Annotated in this window: 16 protein-coding genes and 2 tRNA genes; 13 read left to right on the forward strand and 5 right to left on the reverse strand. The window is 68.6% G+C overall.

Features of this window, described 5'->3' with window-relative positions:
* Positions 1 to 52: 52 nt before the first annotated feature.
* Together VG899_16875 and VG899_16880 are read right to left on the reverse strand one after the other, a co-directional pair.
* Positions 53 to 1,567, reverse strand: coding sequence for a cellulase family glycosylhydrolase (locus VG899_16875; protein HWA68040.1), 1,515 nt, complete (start codon positions 1,565 to 1,567; stop codon positions 53 to 55).
* Positions 1,568 to 1,570: 3 nt separating this feature from the next.
* A complete protein-coding gene (locus VG899_16880) occupies positions 1,571 to 2,344 on the reverse strand; it encodes a maleylpyruvate isomerase N-terminal domain-containing protein (GenBank protein HWA68041.1) in 774 nt (257 codons plus the stop codon).
* 76 nt (positions 2,345 to 2,420) lie between these two features.
* On the opposite strand from VG899_16880, the gene VG899_16885 reads away from it, so the two are divergent.
* The 5 genes from VG899_16885 to VG899_16905 all read left to right on the forward strand — a co-directional run bounded on the left by VG899_16885 (position 2,421) and on the right by VG899_16905 (position 6,731).
* Complete coding sequence (locus VG899_16885; protein ID HWA68042.1) at positions 2,421 to 3,407, forward strand: alpha/beta hydrolase; 987 nt, start codon at positions 2,421 to 2,423, stop codon at positions 3,405 to 3,407.
* A gap of 170 nt (positions 3,408 to 3,577) precedes the next feature.
* Positions 3,578 to 5,371 carry a PKD domain-containing protein gene (locus VG899_16890; protein HWA68043.1) on the forward strand — a complete coding sequence of 598 codons (1,794 nt, stop codon included), beginning with the start codon at positions 3,578 to 3,580 and terminating at the stop codon, positions 5,369 to 5,371.
* Positions 5,372 to 5,462: 91 nt separating this feature from the next.
* On the forward strand, positions 5,463 to 5,951 hold the full coding sequence (locus VG899_16895) for an SRPBCC domain-containing protein (GenBank protein HWA68044.1): 489 nt from the start codon (positions 5,463 to 5,465) through the stop codon (positions 5,949 to 5,951).
* Positions 5,952 to 5,964: 13 nt separating this feature from the next.
* A complete protein-coding gene (locus tag VG899_16900) occupies positions 5,965 to 6,318 on the forward strand; it encodes a metalloregulator ArsR/SmtB family transcription factor (protein ID HWA68045.1) in 354 nt (117 codons plus the stop codon).
* Positions 6,315 to 6,731 (forward strand): SRPBCC domain-containing protein, encoded by a 417-nt coding sequence (locus tag VG899_16905; GenBank protein ID HWA68046.1) that lies wholly within the window; start codon positions 6,315 to 6,317, stop codon positions 6,729 to 6,731. The genes VG899_16900 and VG899_16905 overlap by 4 nt, the downstream gene beginning before the upstream one ends.
* Positions 6,732 to 6,765: 34 nt before the next feature.
* On the opposite strand, the gene VG899_16910 is transcribed toward VG899_16905, so the two are convergent.
* Positions 6,766 to 6,837: transfer RNA gene (locus tag VG899_16910), tRNA-Gly, on the reverse strand.
* Positions 6,838 to 6,873: 36 nt separating this feature from the next.
* Here VG899_16910 and VG899_16915 point away from each other — a divergent pair.
* Positions 6,874 to 6,946, forward strand: a tRNA-Pro gene (locus tag VG899_16915).
* Between the two features lie 68 nt (positions 6,947 to 7,014).
* Complete coding sequence (gene tig, locus VG899_16920) at positions 7,015 to 8,427, forward strand: trigger factor (GenBank protein HWA68047.1); 1,413 nt, start codon at positions 7,015 to 7,017, stop codon at positions 8,425 to 8,427.
* A gap of 6 nt (positions 8,428 to 8,433) precedes the next feature.
* Here tig and VG899_16925 read toward each other — a convergent pair whose 3' ends face one another.
* On the reverse strand, positions 8,434 to 9,075 hold the full coding sequence (locus VG899_16925) for an ACT domain-containing protein (protein HWA68048.1): 642 nt from the start codon (positions 9,073 to 9,075) through the stop codon (positions 8,434 to 8,436).
* Between the two features lie 152 nt (positions 9,076 to 9,227).
* On the opposite strand from VG899_16925, the gene VG899_16930 reads away from it, so the two are divergent.
* The 6 genes from VG899_16930 to VG899_16955 all read left to right on the forward strand — a co-directional run bounded on the left by VG899_16930 (position 9,228) and on the right by VG899_16955 (position 15,418).
* Positions 9,228 to 9,842 (forward strand): ATP-dependent Clp protease proteolytic subunit, encoded by a 615-nt coding sequence (locus VG899_16930; GenBank protein ID HWA68049.1) that lies wholly within the window; start codon positions 9,228 to 9,230, stop codon positions 9,840 to 9,842.
* Position 9,843: 1 nt separating this feature from the next.
* The gene (locus VG899_16935; protein HWA68050.1) at positions 9,844 to 10,506 is read left to right on the forward strand and encodes an ATP-dependent Clp protease proteolytic subunit; all 663 of its coding nucleotides are present in this window, start codon (positions 9,844 to 9,846) and stop codon (positions 10,504 to 10,506) included.
* Positions 10,507 to 10,666: 160 nt separating this feature from the next.
* On the forward strand, positions 10,667 to 11,941 hold the full coding sequence (clpX, locus tag VG899_16940; GenBank protein HWA68051.1) for an ATP-dependent Clp protease ATP-binding subunit ClpX: 1,275 nt from the start codon (positions 10,667 to 10,669) through the stop codon (positions 11,939 to 11,941).
* Positions 11,938 to 13,104, forward strand: a complete 1,167-nt coding sequence (locus VG899_16945; protein ID HWA68052.1) for an acyltransferase — start codon at positions 11,938 to 11,940, stop codon at positions 13,102 to 13,104. The genes clpX and VG899_16945 overlap by 4 nt, the downstream gene beginning before the upstream one ends.
* Positions 13,101 to 14,246 carry an acyltransferase gene (locus VG899_16950; protein ID HWA68053.1) on the forward strand — a complete coding sequence of 382 codons (1,146 nt, stop codon included), beginning with the start codon at positions 13,101 to 13,103 and terminating at the stop codon, positions 14,244 to 14,246. The genes VG899_16945 and VG899_16950 overlap by 4 nt, the downstream gene beginning before the upstream one ends.
* Positions 14,243 to 15,418, forward strand: a complete 1,176-nt coding sequence (locus tag VG899_16955; GenBank protein ID HWA68054.1) for an acyltransferase — start codon at positions 14,243 to 14,245, stop codon at positions 15,416 to 15,418. The genes VG899_16950 and VG899_16955 overlap by 4 nt, the downstream gene beginning before the upstream one ends.
* Here the strand turns inward: VG899_16955 and valS are convergent.
* Positions 15,396 to 17,924 (reverse strand): valine--tRNA ligase, encoded by a 2,529-nt coding sequence (gene valS / locus VG899_16960; protein ID HWA68055.1) that lies wholly within the window; start codon positions 17,922 to 17,924, stop codon positions 15,396 to 15,398. The two genes, VG899_16955 and valS, sit on opposite strands and share 23 nt — an antisense overlap.
* Between the last annotated feature and the right edge of the window lie 32 nt (positions 17,925 to 17,956).

Here is a 17,956-nt window from a genome sequence, read left to right on the forward strand (position 1 = left end):
TGGTCCGTGCTCGGTTGTCGGGTTTTCGGGCGCCCGGGCGGGCAGTTGTGTGCTACTTCGTGCGGTGGGGGCGCGGTTTCACCGTGACCGAGACGGTTCGGGCGCGGGGTTTCGCCGCGACCTTGAGGAACGACGTGCCGCGTCCGGACGTGACCGATCCGCCGGCAACCGAGACCACGAAGCGGCGGGGATGCATCCGCGCCGGAACGAAGACCACCGTCGGGCCGATGCCGCGGCGTGGCCGGTAGCTGAACGTGAGCGTCTTGGTGTCCGGGTTCCACGACATCGCCGTCGGCGTCCCGGCGATCTCCTGCGGATACGGGTGCGACAGCACGACGAGCTTCGCGGTCTTCACGGTCGAGGGCCGGGCGTCGTCGGCGTAGAGGCCCTCCTGCGCGCTGCCGGTCGGGTCGTTCCACAGCTTGTACGCCCAGTACATCCAGCCGGTCAGGTGCTCGTCGGCGTATCGGGTCATGTCCGCGAGGTCGCCGAGGTCGTCGCCGGCGCCGAACTCGCTCATCAGCCCGCCGCTGCCCAGCCGGCGGATCTGGTCCGCCGCGTTGTCCATCACGCGCGGTTCATTGACCTTGCAGTCCAGCCCGCCCGGAACCACGCCTCCCTCGACGAACGCAGTCGTGCAGGCGTAGTCGTGCCAGGACAACCCGACCTCGGGGTCATCCACCCGGGTGAAGCTCGACGCGGAGATCGCGTTGAACAAGAACTGCGGCTCGAACCACACGAGGTTGTGCGCATCGACCTTTCGGATCGCGACGCGGATGTGGTTGTAGAAGCGTTCCAACGTCGCGTCGAAGATCGGGCAGCCGAGCGGGTTGGCGCAGGTCAGCATCTGCAGCCCGCCGTTGGGCTCGTTGAACAAGTCGTAGCCCATCAGGTACGGCTGGTTCCGCCACTTCTTCGCGACCGCGACCCAGGCCTGCGTGTAGTAGCGCCACAGGTCGTAGTCGTCGTTCCAGAGGTGGGAGTAGGTGTCCTCGACGGCGGGCTGCTGGTCGTTGACGAAGAACGACCCGAGGTTCGCGAACGGCAGGCCGTCGTCGTGGACCGCCCACGCAGGGAAGCCTTCGCCGTCGAACCTCTCGTTGAACGCGTCCTGGTGGAAGTCCAGCAACACCCAGATGTGATGGGCCGCGAGCAGCTTCACGATCCGGTCGACCCGGTCGAGGTAGCGGTGGTCGATCACGCCGCGCTTGGGCATGACTCCGGCGAAGAGCACCCCGAGGCGTACGCCGTTGATGCCGTTGGCGGCGAGGAACCTCGCGTCCCGTGCCGTGAAGCCGCGTCGGGTCGCCGGGGCGACGTACGGCGGTCGCTTGTAGACGGCGTTGATGCCGTGGATGATCACGACCCGCCCGGTCCCGTCGACGAGGAACGGGCCGCGGTGTCGCAGCTGCGGCTCAGCGGTCGCCGGTCGACCGAGACCCGGACCGGTGGCGGACGCTGGCGAGCGCGTTGGCGCGGATGCTGCCGGCAGAGCGGTGGCCAGCATCGTGCCGGTCGTGATGATCGCGGTCAGGACGCCAAGTGCTCGCCGCGCTCGGGCGATCATCGCCTACGGCTTTTCCATGCTGTCCACGAAACGCTTCACGCGCTCGGCGTCCCCGCTGATCCACGCGCCGTCACCTTGAGCCTCGTCGAGGCCGACCCGGCCGTAGAAGAGCAGCACGAGAGGCGCAGGCGGCCCGGCCAGCTTGTCGGCACCCTCCACCGCTCCGGCTCGGATCGATGCCGCGTCGTCCGCGACGACGATCGAGAAGGGCATCCCGCCGTCGGGCGAGACGGTCAGCGTGTAGTCGCTCTGCCCGAAGGCCGGCACGTACGTGTGCAGCACATTGGCCAGCAGGCGAAGCGTGAGCAGGCAGGAGGTGTCGTCGAGTGGCCACGGTTCTCCGACAGCCTGCGCGACATCGCGCCCGTGGATCGTCAGCTCGCTGATCCAGTTGGTACGTAGGCAGGCGACGTCCAACGGCACGCCGCCGCGCAGCGGGAAGATCGCGTCGAGGGGGAGCTCGGGCCAGAACGCCGCGTACTTCGCGTTCCTGGCGCGGAGCCGGCCGACCAGCTCGCCCATCGTGGCGGAGGCGAACTCCTGGATCTCGTCGTGGTTGATCCGCTCGACGTCGCGCGCCGAGTCCGCCCGCTTCCGGTCGGCGTCGAGATAGCGGCCGACCATCGAGACCAGGTGCGCGGCGACGTCGTGGGCCGTCCAGCGGTCGTTCGCCAGCGGCGTCTCGGGGGCGACTCGCAGGAGGAGGTCGACGTTGCGCGTGAGTGCGGCTGACTCGCAGCTGCTCAGGGTCTCCCGGTCGACGGGCCAGGCGAGCATGGCTGAACCTTAGTGATCAACGCGCTCGCAAAGGCTCACATCGACGTGACGCGCGTCAGGAAATAGCGTCTCGCCCGTGAAGCATCGGATCGTCGACGTACGAGGTACCCGCATCCACTGCGTCGAGGAAGGCGCCGGGCCGCTCGTCCTGCTGGTGCATGGCTTTCCCGAGTCCTGGTACTCCTGGCGCCACCAGTTGCCGGTGATCGCCGAGGCCGGCTTCCGGGCGGTGGCGATCGACGTCCGCGGCTACGGCCGGTCGTCCGCGCCGGTCGAGGTCGAGGCCTACGGGATGGTCCACCACGTCGGCGACACGGTCGGCGTCGCCCAGGCACTGGCCGGCACGGGGGAGCAGGCCATCGTCATCGGTCACGACTGGGGCTCGCCGATCGCGGCGCACTCGGCGCTGCTTCGCCCCGACGTGTTCCGTGCCGTGGCGCTGCTCAGCGTTCCGTACAACGCGCCAGGCGGCCCTCGCCCCACCGAGGCGTTCGCCAAGATGGGTGAGCTCGCCGGTCAGATGACGGGCCAAGAGGAAGAGTTCTACATCAACTACTTCCAGGAGCCCGGGCGGGCCGAGCGGGAGTTCGAGGCCGACGTACGCACCTCGTTGTACAAGTTCTACGTCAGCGCTTCCGCGGACTCCCACCGCAGCGTCGACGGCGGCACGACCGCGACGGTCGCGAAGGGCAAGCTGCTGCTCGACCGGGTGACACTGCCCGACGAGATGCCAGGCTGGTTGACCGAGGTCGACCTCGACTTCTACACCGAGCAGTTCGAGTACTCCGGGTTCCGGGGTCCGCTCAACCGTTATCGCAACGTCGACCGCGACTGGCTCGATCTGCGTGCCTGGACCGGTGCGCCGATCCGCCAGCCGTCGTTGTTCATCGGCGGCGACCGGGATGGTCCGGTGATCTGGGGGCAGAACGCGATCAAGCGGTTCCCGGAGAGCATGCCGGCCAGTCGCGGCACGCACATCCTGGACAACTGCGGGCACTGGGTGCAGCAGGAGAAGCCCGACGAGGTGAACCGCCTCCTCCTCGACTGGCTCGCCTCGCTCTAGCGAAGCCCCGCTGCGCTGAGCCTGTGCGGCTCGGCTCGGAGAAGCGCCATTCGTCATAGCCCGATGACGCTCGTCCGTCGGCGCCACAAATGACGAGAAGTAGCCATGTCTTCCGGTGCCGCTGGCACCGATGATCCGATCACGAGATCTGCTGGACAGAAGGATTCACCGTGCGCGTTTACCCCAAGACAGTCACGTCCGGTCTGGCCCTCGGGCTCGCGTCGGCGCTTGCCCTCGCCTCGTCCGCGGCCGCATCCGCCGCCTCGACCTCGGGGCATCACGCGACACCCAAGCACCCGGTGGCCGCGCTCAGCGTTTCCACGACGAAGCCGGCGGTCGGCAAGAAGGTCGTCGCCATCGCAAGTCACAGTCGCCTGCCCAAGGGTGACCGGCTGCGCAAGGCCAAGGTTGCGTTCGGCGACGGGAGCAAGGCCGTCGTCCTGCACAGTCTCAAGGCCCGCGCCCGGCACGCGTACTCCAAGTCCGGCAGATACACGGTGGTCCTCACGATCGTGGACAAGCACGGAGTGAAGGCCACCAAGTCCAAGACCATCACCGTTCACGCGGCGCACGGCTCTCGGCCGCCGGCCTCGAACGGGTTGCCGATCAAGATCCCGGCGGGTGTGTCTCCGGTGGCACCGATCTCCTTCCTGGGCCTCTCCTCGACGGCGTTGTCCAGCGTGTCCTCGCGCCTCGGAATCCCGACCGGCACGCTCCGTGGGCTGCCGGTTGGCTTCCTCGGGTTGCTTCCGAAGGGCGACGTCACCGGCGCCGCGTTGCCGAGCCTCCCCGGGCTGGCCGGAGTGCCCGCCGTGGGTGACCTGGTCTCGCTGCTGTCGGGGACACTGGGCGGGTTGCCGTTCTCCCTGCCGATCGACATCGGCCTGGTCGGTACGCAGCCGATCGGCACGGTGCCCTCGACGGTGCTGTCCTCCGTTCAGCTGACCTCGCTGTCGACCCTGCTCGGTGTCCCGACCTCGGTCCTGTCCGCGCTGCCGCTCAGCGTGCTCCGGCTGTTGCCCGGCAATCTCGTTCAGTACGTCACCTCGGGCACCCCGGCTGCTCTTCCCATCTCGCTTCCGACGGGCCTGTCGCCCACCACCCTGATCTCCTCGCTGAGCTTGTCCTCCGCGGCGCTGGCCGCCGTGTCCTCACTCGTCGGGATTCCGGCGGCGACGCTCACCGGCCTGCCGGTGGGTTTCCTGGCCCTGCTGCCCATCAGTGACCTGACCGGCGGGACATTGCCGAGCCTCCCGGGGCTTGACGGCGTACCCGCCGTGGACGACCTGGTGTCGGTGCTGTCGGGGACGCTGGGCGGGCTGCCGTTCACCCTGCCGACCGACACCGGCCTGGTCGGTACGCAGCTGATCGGGACCGTGCCGTCCACGGTGCTGTCCTCGGTTCAGCTGACGTCGCTGTCGACCCTGTTCGGTGTCCCGACCTCGGTTGTGGCCGGCCTGCCGCTCGGCGTGCTCGGGCTCTTGCCGGGGAACTTGGTGCAGTACGCCACCGGCGGGACGCCGCCGTCAGGTCTTCCCCTCACGCTCCCGTCCGGCCTGGCGCCGGGCGACCTGATCTCCTCCCTCGGCCTGTCGCCGACCGCGCTGTCCAGCGTGTCGTCGTTGCTCGCCATCCCGACCGGCACGCTCACCGATCTCCCGGTCGGCTTCCTTGCGCTGTTGCCGTCCGGCGACCTCACCGGTGGCGGGTTGCCGAGCCTCCCCGGACTCGCCAGCCTTCCGCTGGTCGGCAACCTGCTCGGGATGCTCCTTGCCGGGCTTCCGATCACCATCCCGTCGGGAGTGCTGCCGACGACCCTGATCTCCGCGCTGCCGGCAGGGGTGCTCTCGGCGCTTCAGCTCGACACCCTGTCGACGTACTTCGGGATCGACACCTCGGTGCTCGACACGTTGCCGGTGAACGTGTTGACGTTGCTCCCGACCGGCCTGCTCAACGGGCTGTAACCGCTTCCACAACTAGGCGTTTGACAAATAACTACTTGTACAAATAACCTCCTGTACGCCGGACGGAGAACGGCGACAGGAGAGGTGGAGCATGAGTGAGCAGGACTACTCGGCGACGGTGCGAGTGGCCGCCGCCAAGGACGAGGTGTTCCTGGCGCTGACGACGCTGGACGGGCTGAGCGCGTGGTGGACGCCCGCGACGGGCGATCCGACGACCGGAGGGGTGATCACCTTCACCTTCGGTCCCCACGGCGCGGCGGTGATGCGGGTCGACCAGGCCGACCGTGACGCCGGCGTGCGGTGGACGACCCTCGAGTGCCTGGTCGAGGACTGGGTGGGCACCAGCCAGCAGTTCGAGCTCACGGCATTGCCCGGGGGTGGCACCGAGATCCGGTTCCGGCATGTCGGTCTGACCCCCGAGCTGGAGTGCTACGGCGACTGCAAGAACGGTTGGGACCACTTCGTGGACAGCCTCACGGTCTACGTCGAGACCGGAACGGGGAACCCGAACGGATCGGACGCGGACGCTCGGCGCCGCGAGCTTCGCGCCGCCACGAAGGTCGCCGCAGGCGCGGCCTGAGATCGTTGCGGTCATGAGTAGTGCGAAGGCAGCGTCGGCGGCGGGCGTCCAGGATGACCATGCCGACGCTGCCTTGCGCGCGTTGGCCGACCCTCATCGGCGCCAGATCCTGCGTCTGGTGCAACAGGGCGAGCTCGCGGCGGGGGAGATCGCGTCGCAGTTCGATGCCTCGCAGCAGGCGATCAGCCATCACCTTCAGGTGCTCGCCAAGGCGGGGCTGCTCAGCGAGCGTCGCGACGGCGTGCGACGGCTCTACTCGCTCGACCCCCACGGACTGGACCCGGTGCGAGAGGTGCTGACCGAGCTGTGGCCCTCGGCTCTGCAACGGCTCAAGCAGGTCGTCGAGAAAGAGCACAAGACGTCGTGAGCGCCGCAGATGTGCTGACCGCGTCGGTGCGCATCGCGGCGCCACCCGAGAGCGTCTTCCCGTTCCTCGTCGACTCGGCGCTGATCGTGGAGTGGATCGGGGAGTGGGCGAAGCTCGAGCCGGAGCCCGGCGGGACGTTCGCCCTCGACTTTCCCGGTACCGCGGTGCGCGGCGAGTACGTCGCGATCGAACCGCCGCACCGGGTCGTCTTCACCTGGGGCGTGCCGGGTCACGAAACGATGCCGACCGGCTCCACGACGGTGGAGATCCAGCTGAGCGCGGACGGCTCCGGCACCCTCGTCGAGCTGTTCCATCGCGACCTGCCGGCCGACGAGTTCGACCGCCACCTCGAGGGCTGGACGGAGATGCTGGGCAAGCTCGCGACCAATCGCGGCTGGCCATTGCCGTCCTGACGTCCTGGAGGACCACCAGGCGGCAACCGCACAGAGCGGGCGACGGGAATCGAACCCGCATAGCCAGCTTGGAAGGCTGGAACTCTAGCCATTGAGCTACGCCCGCGCGGACCCACCCGACCTAAGATCGACGGGCACGCCGCGGGGCGTAGCGTAGTGGCTAGCGCGCCTGCTTTGGGAGCAGGAGATCGGGAGTTCGAGTCTCCCCGCCCCGACTGCGACACCACTGCTTCGTCACAGACCCACCGCCCGCCTTGATCCGCACAGGAGATTCAGCGCCGTCATGAAGAGCGCCGTCGAGACCCTCGGCCCCACCCGCGTCAAGCTCACCGTCGAGGTGCCGTTCGACGAGCTCCAGCCCGCGCTTTCCGAGGCGTACAAGAAGATCGGCCAGCAGGTGCGGGTCAAAGGCTTCCGCCCGGGCAAGGTGCCGGCCCGCCTGATCGACCAGCACGTCGGCCGCGGCGCGGTCCTCGAGCAGGCCGTCAACGACGCGCTGCCCGGCTTCTACGGCGACGCGGTGCGGGAGCAGGAGGTCGAGATCCTCGGCCACCCCGAGATCGACGTCACGAACTTCGCCGACGGCGAGGACCTGGTCTTCACCGCCGAGGTCGACGTACGGCCGGAGATCGCGCTTCCTGACTACGACGGCCTCCCGGTCTCGGTGGAGGACGCCGAGGTCGACGAGGACGAGGTCGAGCAGCAGGTCCAGGCGCTCCGCGACCGCTTCGCCACGCTGGCCACCGTCGAGCGCGCCGCGGCGTCCGGCGACTACGTGTCGATCGACCTGTCGGCGACGATCGACGGCGAGCCGGTCGAGGACGCGACCGCCAACAACCTCTCCTACGAGGTCGGCAGCGACGCGCTGGTCAGCGGACTCGACGAGGCGATCATCGGCCTGTCGGTCGGGGAGTCCAAGGAGTTCGACACGCAGCTGCGCTCGGGCGACGAAGGCGGCCAGGCGGCGAAGGCCACCGTCACCGTTCGGAGCGTCAAGGAGAAGCAGGTCCCCGAGCTCGACGACGACTTCGCCCAGACCGCGAGTGAGTTCGACACCATCGAGGAGCTGCGCGCCGACATCCGCGACCGCTTCAAGCGGGTCAAGGCACTGACTCAGGGCGTCCAGGCGCGGGAGAAGGTCCTGGAGACCCTGCTGGAGAAGGTCGACGTACCCGTGCCCCAGCACGTCCTCGGCGACGAGGTCTCCTACCGCCTGCAGGAGCTCGACAGCCAGCTTCAGGCCGCCGGTATCACCAAGGAGGACTACGCCAAGGCGGAGGACACCACCGCCGAGGCGATCGATGCCGACATCGAGGCCAACGCCGGAAAGGCGATCCGCTCGCAGTTCATCCTCGACGCGATCGCGAAGACGGAAGAGGTGTCGGTCGACGAGTCCGACCTCACCGAGGAGATCGTCCGCCGCGCGGCCCGGTCCGGGATGCGCGCCGACGCCTACGCCCAGCAGGTCGTCAACGCGGGCGCGCTCGGCTCGCTGATGTCGGACATCCTTCGCGGCAAGGCGCTCGCGCTCGTGATGGAGCGGGCGAAGATCACCGACGCCTCAGGGCGACCGGTCGACCTCGAGCTGCTGGGTCGCCCCGAAGTGCCCGAGTCGCACGACCACGACCACGAGGGTCACGACCACGACCACGAGGGTCACGACCACGACCACGAGGACGACGAACCGGCTGAGTAGCCGAGGCTAGGACGTTACCATCGCGGTGAGGCCGCTGGACAGCGTCGCCGCCAGCTCGACCACACGCCGCAGGTGGACCAGCTCGACCTGCAGGAAGATCGGCCCGTCGAGGCGCCCCAGGTAGAGGTGGTGGTTGCCCCACTTCAGGCTGATCACCTCGTAGGTGGCGCCGCTGTCGGAGTGGGCGGTGCCGCGGCGCGGAAGCGGGCCGATCGGGTCGGGCATCCCGGACGGCAGCGGTCGCGGCACGCCAGGCGTCGCGTGCAGCGGCACCGATCCGTCTCCCGGCGTGGCCAGGGCCGCCCAGTCGGCGCACCAGATCGACGGCGCGATCGCCACGACGGTGGCCATCGCGTCGATCGGGTTCGCCGCGACCCGTGCGAGCAGGTCCAGGTCCGCGCGCTGGCCGGTGATCTGCACCGTCTTGCGGAGGTTCAGCACCTCCGCGCCGGTGGCAGCGAGATTCCTCGTGAGCTGGTCGGAGTCCCCGCCGGGCAGGTCGACGATCAGGTCGTCCACCACTCGCCCGTCGGCGCTTGCCAGGACCTCGATGTCGACGATGTTGCCCCCGAGGTCGGCGATGACCTTGGCCATCGACAGCAGGGCGCCGGGGCGGTCGAGCACGCTGACGCGGACACGCAACAGCACTTCGGATCTCCTCCATTGGTCAGCGTTGCTGCCACTTTGCCCTGTTCATGTTGCGCGCAGGTGAACTGGCCCCGGTGAAGCGGCGCATGCCCAGAGCGAACAGCGGTGCGGTTGGCGGCGGAAGCGTGTGGCGCGGAGGTTAGTGTCGTCTCATGAGCGATCCGACCCCGGGCATGCGAATGAACGGTTCCGGCCTGAACCTCAACGACTCGGTCTACGAGCGGCTGCTGCGCGAGCGGATCGTCTTCCTCGGTAGCCAGGTCGACGATCCCATCGCCAACCAGATCTGCGCCCAGCTCCTCCTGCTTGCCGCGGAGGACCCGGAGCGCGACATCTTCCTCTACATCAACTCACCGGGCGGCTCGGTCAGCGCCGGCATGGCGATCTACGACACGATGCAGTTCATCACCAACGACGTGGCCACGGTCGCCGTCGGGCTCGCGGCGAGCATGGGCCAGTTCCTGCTCTGCGCCGGCGCCAAGGGCAAGCGCTACGCCACCCCGCACGCGCGGATCATGATGCACCAGCCCTCGGGCGGAATCGGCGGCACGGCGAGCGACATCGCGATCCAGGCCGAGCAGATGCTCTACACCAAGAAGATCATGCAGGAGCGGATCGCGTTCCATACGGGGCAGACCGTCGAGCAGATCGAGCGCGACTCCGATCGCGACCGCTGGTTCACCGCCGATGAGGCCAAGGAATACGGCTTCGTCGACCAGGTGGTGGCCCGCGCCAACCAGGTGCCGTCCGAAGGCGCGGTCTCCTGAGATGACTCACTTTGGGGAGACCGGAATGTACGACTCGAAGCAGGGACCGCAGAGCCGCTACATCCTGCCGACGTTCACCGAGCGCACGAGCTACGGGTTCAAGGAGCTCTCGCCGTACACCAAGCTGTTCGAGGAGCGGATCATCTTCCTCGGCGTCCAGATCGACGACGCGTCCGCCGACGACGTCATGGCGCAGCTGCTGTGCCTGGAGCAGATGGACCCCGATCGCGACATCTCGATCTACATCAACTCTCCGGGTGGCTCGTTCACCGCGCTGACCGCGATCTACGACTGCATGCAGTTCATCCGCCCCGAGATCATGACGGTCTGCCTGGGCCAGGCGGCCTCGGCCGCCGCGGTGCTGTTGGCCGCCGGCACGCCGGGCAAGCGCCTCGCCCTGCCGAACTCGCGGATCCTGATCCACCAGCCCTACAGCGAGGGCGGCGGCTCGGGCAGCGACATCGAGATCCAGGCTCGAGAGATCCTGCGGATGCGCGCGCTGCTCGAGACGCTGATTTCCCGCCATACCGGGCGTACGCCGGAGCAGGTGAAGGAGGACATCGAGCGGGACAAGATCCTCACGGCCGAGGAGGCCGTGGAATACGGCCTTGTCGACGAGGTCATCCGCAGCCGCAAGCTCACGGCAGTTCCGAACCCTTCCTGATCCACCCCCACCCCTTCCGACACGCCAGCCGGACGATCCAGAGGGCGATTTAGGGGTGCGATGTCGGTTCGGCGCGATACCGTCGTAGTGAGCCTCACGGCGCGGCGCGGCGTAGGGCGGACCCAGGCACGGCAGAGCTTCCCCTGGCAGAGGAGAACGAGTGGCACGCATCGGCGACGGTGGCGATCTGCTCAAGTGCTCCTTCTGCGGGAAGAGCCAGAAGCAGGTCAAGAAGCTGATCGCAGGCCCCGGCGTCTACATCTGCGACGAGTGCATCGACCTGTGCAACGAGATCATCGAAGAGGAGCTCACCGAGTCCTCGGACGTCTCGTTCGACTCGCTGCCCAAGCCGCGTGAGATCTACGAGTTCCTCGACTCCTACGTGATCGGCCAGGACACCGCCAAGAAGACGCTGTCCGTCGCGGTCTACAACCACTACAAGCGGGTGCAGGCCGGCGGGACCGACAAGGAGCCGGTCGAGCTCGCGAAGTCCAACATCATGCTGCTCGGTCCGACCGGCTGCGGGAAGACGCTGCTGGCCCAGACGCTGGCCAAGATGCTCAACGTCCCGTTCGCGATCGCCGACGCCACGGCGCTCACCGAGGCCGGCTACGTCGGCGAGGACGTCGAGAACATCCTGCTCAAGCTGATCCAGGCCGCCGACTACGACGTCAAGAAGGCCGAGACCGGGATCATCTACATCGACGAGATCGACAAGATCGCCCGCAAGAGCGAGAACCCGTCGATCACCCGCGACGTCTCCGGCGAGGGCGTGCAGCAGGCGCTGCTGAAGATCCTCGAGGGCACGACCGCCAGCGTCCCGCCGCAGGGCGGCCGCAAGCACCCGCACCAGGAGTTCATCCAGATCGACACGACGAACGTCCTGTTCATCGTCGGCGGCGCCTTCGCCGGTCTGGACAAGGTCATCGAGTCGCGGGTCGGCAAGAAGGGCATCGGCTTCGCCGCCGACATCCGCAGCGCCCGCGACATCGACACCACGGACACGTTCTCCGACGTCATGCCGGAGGACCTGCTCAAGTACGGCATGATCCCGGAGTTCATCGGCCGGCTGCCGGTCATCACCAGCGTCCACAACCTCGACCGCGAGGCGCTGATCCGGATCCTCACCGAGCCGAAGAACGCCCTGGTGCGCCAGTACAAGCGGCTGTTCGAGCTCGACGGCGTCGAGCTGGAGTTCAGCGACGACGCGCTCGACGCGATCGCCGACCAGGCGATCCTGCGCGGCACCGGCGCGCGTGGTCTGCGCGCCATCCTCGAAGAGGTGCTGCTCTCGGTCATGTACGACGTGCCCAGCCGCAAGGACGTGGCCAAGGTCGTCATCAACGGGGAAGTCGTCCTGGAGAACGTCAACCCCACGCTCGTGCCTCGTGACGCGCAGCCCGCCAAGCGGGAGCGTCGCGAGAAGTCGGCGTGACGCCGGGGCATTCCCCGGCTCGCCTTCGTTACATCCCGGCCCTCGACGGGCTTCGCGGGCTGAGCCTGCCCGGCACGATCCTCACCCATTTCGCGTTGCTGCTGGCGGGCGCGCCGAGCGCGCCGCAATGGCTGACCTCGGTCGGCCCGCTCACGCTGAACATCCAGATGTTCTTCGTGCTGTCGGGCGCGCTGATCACCAGCCTGCTGGTCTCCGAACATCAGCGGCGCGGCGACATGCGACTGAGCAACTTCTACCTGCGGCGGTCGCGGCGGCTCGGCCCGGCGCTCATCACGGTGCTCGCCGGCATGGTCGTGCTCACCGCGCTGTGGCCGGGACACGGCATCTTCCAGTCCCTCGGGACCCACCCGGCGCGCAGCATCGTGGCGGTCGCGCTGTTCGTCGGGAACTGGGTGCTCTACGCCGTCTCCGGCGGGATCGGCTGGCTCGGCCCGGCATGGACGCTCGGGATCGAGGAGCAGTTCTACCTGACCTGGCCGTGGCTGCTGCGCGGCGCCTCGCGACGGCGCGTCGACCGGCGGGTCGTCCTCATGGCTCTCGCCCTGGCGGTGGTGGTGGCCCTTGCGATCACCGAGATCCTGTACTCCCACGTCGGGCGCCAGCGCACGTTCTACTCGACGCCGGCGCAGCTGCCGAGCATCCTGATCGGCTGCGCGCTCGGTTACGAGCTCACCACCAACCCGGACAGCCGGCTGACGGTCGCCCTGCGCTCCCGGCTGGTCGCTGTGGCGGGCCTCGCCGGGATGGTGATCGTGTCGATCGTCGCCTCCCACCACCAGTCGTACGAGATCCGTGGCTGGTACGTCGTCTACGCCGGCTTCGCCTGCCTGCTGATCGGCCACTGCTTCGTGCGGGCCGCGGAGCCGACCGCGGTCACCCGGTTCTTCGGGTGGCGTCCGTTCGTCGTGATCGGCCAGATCTCCTACGAGGCCTATCTCGTCCACATCATCGTCATGTTCGCGGTGCTGCGCCGCTGGCCGACGATGCACGTCTACCCGATGATGGCGCTCGACGTCGTGATCGTCGCGGTCCTGTCCGCTGCCTTCTACTACCTCGTCGAGCAGCCGATTCGCCGCCGCGGCTGGCGGTGGCTGATCGGTCGTGGCGACCCGCGCGGCGTTGGTAGTGTCGCCGCGTCGTGAGCAACGCCGAGTCGCAGGTCGTCGTACCGCCCGGGCGCATCGCGCACATTCCTGCCCTCGACGGGATCCGGGGGATCGCGCTGCCCGGCATCATCCTGTTCCACTACACGCTGTTCATGCGTACCGCGACCTCGCCGAGCTGGTTCAACCACGTCGGCTCGCTCGTGATGTGCCTACAGATGTTCTTCGTGCTGTCGGGCGCGTTGATCACGAGCTTGCTGGTCTCCGAACACCAGCGCACCGGGACCGTCTCGTTCAAGAGCTTCTACAACCGGCGCTCGCGCCGGCTCGGCCCGGCGCTGATGGTGCTGCTCCCGCTGATGATCGTCGTCGAGCTGTGCTGGACCGGCAACCGCGCGGACTCACCGCTGGGCATCCACCCGTGGTTCCCGGTCGTCATGGTTGCCTTCTTCATCGGCAACTGGGCGGACTACACCCATCTCGGTGGCCTCGGCTGGTTCGGCCCGGCCTGGTCGCTGGGGGTCGAGGAGCAGTTCTACCTGACCTGGCCGATCGTCCTGGTGCTGTGCATGCGGCGAGGGGTACGCCGGGTGACGCTGCTCGTCGCCATGGCGGGGGTGCTGATTCTCAGCCTCGGCGTCGCGGAGCTGCTCTTCCGTAGGTACGGCTACACCCGCACCTACGTCGCGACCCCCACCCAGTTCCCGTGCATCCTGCTCGGCTGCGCCGTCGGCTACGAGATCACGGCGAACCCGACCGGAAGAGTCGTGCAGATCCTGCGGCACCGGCTCGTCGGGCTGATCGGGCTGGTCGGCGTGTTCGTCGCCGCGGTCGAGGTCTCGATCCACAGCCACTACATCCTTCGGGGCGGATACGTGCCGTTCGGGCTGTTCGGCGCGGTGCTGGTCGGCCACTGCTTCGTGACGACCGACCGGCCGTGGGCGCTGACCCGGGTGATCGGGTGGAAGCCGTTCGAGATCTCCGGCAAGGTCTCCTACGAGGCCTACCTGATCCACGTGATCGTGATCTCCGCGATGCTGCAGGTGTTCCCGCACCTCGGCCCGTACCCGGCCATCGCGATCGACAGCGTGATCGTCGCGCTCGCATCGTGTGCCATCTACTACTACGTCGAGCAGCCCATCCGCCGCCGGGGCTGGCGTACCTACTTCGCACGGGCGTGAGCGACCAGTCCAGGCCGGCGCCGCGGATGCGTTACGTGCCGGCGCTCGACGGCATGCGGGGGATCAGCCTGCCGGGCACGATCTACACCCACTTCCAGATCTTCCTGGGCTTCCTGCCGACCGCGCCGGCGTGGGTGCGCCACTCGGGCCCGTTCACCCTCAACATCGAGATGTTCTTCGTGTTGTCCGGCGCGTTGATCACGAGCCTGCTCGTGGCCGAGCACCAGAAGACCGGCGCGGTCTCCCTGAGTAGCTTCTACCTGCGCCGCTCGCGCCGGCTCGGCCCCGCGCTGCTCGCGGTCGTGCCGCTGCTGCTGATCTCGCAGTACGCGCTGTCCGGATCCAGCTCGCCGCCGCTGGGCACGTCGCCGTGGGCGACCGCGGTGCTGATCCTGCTCTTCGTCGGGAACTGGCGGCTCGCCGCCGGGGGAGACATCGGCTGGCTCGGGCCGGCCTGGACCCTCGGCATCGAGGAGCAGTTCTACCTGACCTGGCCGTCGCTGCTGCGTATCGTGCTGCGCCGCGGCTGGACCCGTCGCGAGGTCACCCTCGCCGTCTGGATCGTCGTGGTGACCTCAAGCGCGGTCTCCGCGGTGCTCGTCGCCTCCTATCACCCGACGCAGGTCGTCTACATGACGCCGGCACAGATCTCGCCGATCCTGATCGGCTGCGTGATGGGCTACGCGATCACCACCGACCCGAGCGGTCGGCTCGCCCGGCTGCTCGCGTCGCGGCTGGTCGCGCTCGTCGGGCTGGCCGGCATGGTGCTGATCTCGATGTACCTGGACACCCACCTGACCGTCCTGATCGGCGGCGGCTACGCGTTGTACGGCGTCTCGGCGTCGCTGCTGATCGGTCATTGCATGGTCGCCGCGGCCCACGACCGGCCGACGGTGTGGAACAAGGTGCTCGGCTGGAAGCCGTTCGTGGTCATCGGACAGGTGTCCTACGAGGCCTACCTGGTGCACTGCATCGTGATCCTCGCCGTGCTGCGGGTCGCCCCGACGATGCGGGTGTCACACATGATCGCCCTCGACCTGCTGCTCATCGCCGCGATCTCCGGGGCGTTCTACTACCTCGTCGAACGCCCGATCCGGCGCAAGGGATGGCGCAACGCGTTCCGCCGGGACGTCCCGCTGACCGCGAGCGTCACAGCGACACAGCGACCGTGAGCTCGGCGGCGTCGGTCGCTTCGAAGCTGAGCGTCGCGATCCGGCCCGCCGCCGCGAGGTCGTCGGCGGTCGTCTCGAGCCGCGTGACCTGCTCCGCAGGACCCCGGACGACCGCGCTCGTGACGTCGGTGCGCATCGACACCTGCGCGGCGGACTTCGCGCCGCGCACCTGGGAGAGCGCAACGCCGACGATGGTGAGCAGCTCGGGGTCACCGGCAGTGGCGGTCGCCGCCTCGTCCGGCGTCGGCCACGACGCGCGGTGGATCGAGCCTTCCTGCCACCACGACCAGACCTCTTCGGTGACGAAGGGCAGGAACGGCGCGAACAGCCGCAGGATCACCGACAGCGTGGTGCCGAGCGCGGCCTTCGCCGATGCGGCCGCGGCCTCGCCGCGCCCGCCGTACGCGCGTTCTTTGACGAACTCGACGTAGTCGTCGCAGAAGGTCCAGAAGAACGTCTCGGTGGCTTCCAGCGCACGCGTGTAGTCGTAGGCCTCGAACGCCGTGGTGGCCTGCTCGACGACGGTGGCGAGTGCGGCGAGCAGCGCCAGGTCGACCGGCTCGGTGACGGCCGCGAGATCCGGGCTCGCGCCCAGACCGAGCGCGAACTTCGACGCGTTGAGCACCTTGGTCGCCAGGCGCCGGCCGACCTTCATCTGCGCCTCGTCGAAGGGGGTGTCCGTGCCGGGCCGGGTGCTGGCCGCGCGCCAGCGCACCGCATCCGCCCCGTAGGTGTCGAGGATCTCGGTCGGCACGACGACGTTGCCCTTGGACTTGCTCATCTTCTTGCGGTCGGGATCGACGACGAAGCCGGAGATCGCCGCATGCCGCCACGGCACCGTGCCGTGCTCGAGGTGGCTGCGGACCACCGTGGAGAACAGCCAGGTCCGGATGATGTCGTGCGCCTGCGGGCGAAGGTCCATCGGGAACACCCGGTCGAACAGGTCGTCGTCGCTGCCCCAGCCGCCGGCGATCTGCGGGGTGAGCGAGGAGGTCGCCCAGGTGTCCATCACGTCGGGGTCGCCGACGAACCCGCCGGCGACGCCGCGTTGGGTCTCGTCGTACCCGGGCGGGCAGTCCGTCGACGGGTCGACCGGCAACGCCGCGTCATCGGCGGTGATGGGCGCGGAGTAGTCGGGGTTGCCGTCGGCATCCACCGGATACCAGACCGGGATCGGCACGCCGAAGAACCGCTGCCGGCTGATCAGCCAGTCGCCCGTGAGGCCGCCGACCCAGTTCTCGTAGCGGCTCGCCATGTACGCCGGGTGCCAGTCGAGCTCACGGCCGCGTTGCTGCAGCGCCTCGCGAAGGTCGTCGTCGCGGCCGCCGTTTCGGATGTACCACTGACGAGAGGTGACGATCTCGAGCGGCTTGTCGCCCTTCTCGAAGAACTTCACCGGGTGGGTGATCGGCTTCGGCTCACCGTCGAGGGCGCCGGCCTCGCGCAGCATCTCGACCACTTCCTGCTGGGCGGACAACACGGTCTTGCCGGCGATGCGGGCGTACGCCGCCTCGTCCACCCCCGCCGGCGGGGTCGACACGATGCGCCCGTCGACGCCGACGATCGCTCGCGTCGGCAGCTGCAGGTCACGCCACCACACCACGTCGGTGAGGTCGCCGAAGGTGCAGATCATCGCGATCCCGGAGCCCTTGTCGGGCGCCGCGAGCGGGTGGGCCACGACCGGCACCTCGACGCCGAACAGCGGCGTACGAGCGGTTGTGCCGAACAGCGGCTGGTAGCGCTCGTCGTCGGGGTGAGCCACCAGCGCCACACATGCCGCGAGCAGCTCGGGGCGGGTGGTCTCGATGTGGATCGGGTCTCCCGAGTCGACCGCGGTGAAGGCCAGCCGGTGATAGGCGCCCGGCCGGTCGCGGTCCTCCAGCTCGGCCTGCGCGACCGCCGTACGGAACGTGACGTCCCACAGCGTCGGGGCTTCGGACTGGTAGGCCTCGCCGCGTTCGACGTTGCGCAGGAACGCGCGCTGGGCGACTGCGCGGGAACGCGGCTCGATGGTGGTGTACGCCGTCGACCAGTCCACCGAGAGCCCGAGCGTGCGCCACAGGCCCTCGAAGGCCTTCTCGTCCTCGCCGGTCAGCCGCACGCACAGCTCGATGAAGTTCCCGCGCGAGATCGGCACCTGCTCCTTCGCCGAGCCGCCTTCACCCGGCGGCGTGAAGTCGGGGTCGTAGGGCAGCGATGGGTCGCAGCGCACCCCGAAGTAGTTCTGCACCCGGCGTTCGGTCGGCAGGCCGTTGTCGTCGAAGCCCATCGGGTAGAACACCTCGCGCCCGCGCATGCGCTGGTAGCGGGCGATCAGGTCGGTGTGGGTGTAGGAGAAGACGTGGCCGACGTGTAGCGAACCGCTGACCGTCGGGGGTGGCGTGTCGATCGAGTAGATCTCGGCGCGCGACCGCGAACGGTCGAAGCGGTACGTGCCGTCGGCCTCCCACGCCTGCGCCCATCGTGCTTCGAGGCCGTCGAGGGTCGGCTTCTCCGGGACGTTCACGACGGGCCAGTCTAAGGACGATCAATATCGTG

It is taken from the genome of Mycobacteriales bacterium, from assembly GCA_035550055.1.
Taxonomy (GTDB): domain Bacteria; phylum Actinomycetota; class Actinomycetes; order JAFAQI01; family JAFAQI01; genus DASZTV01.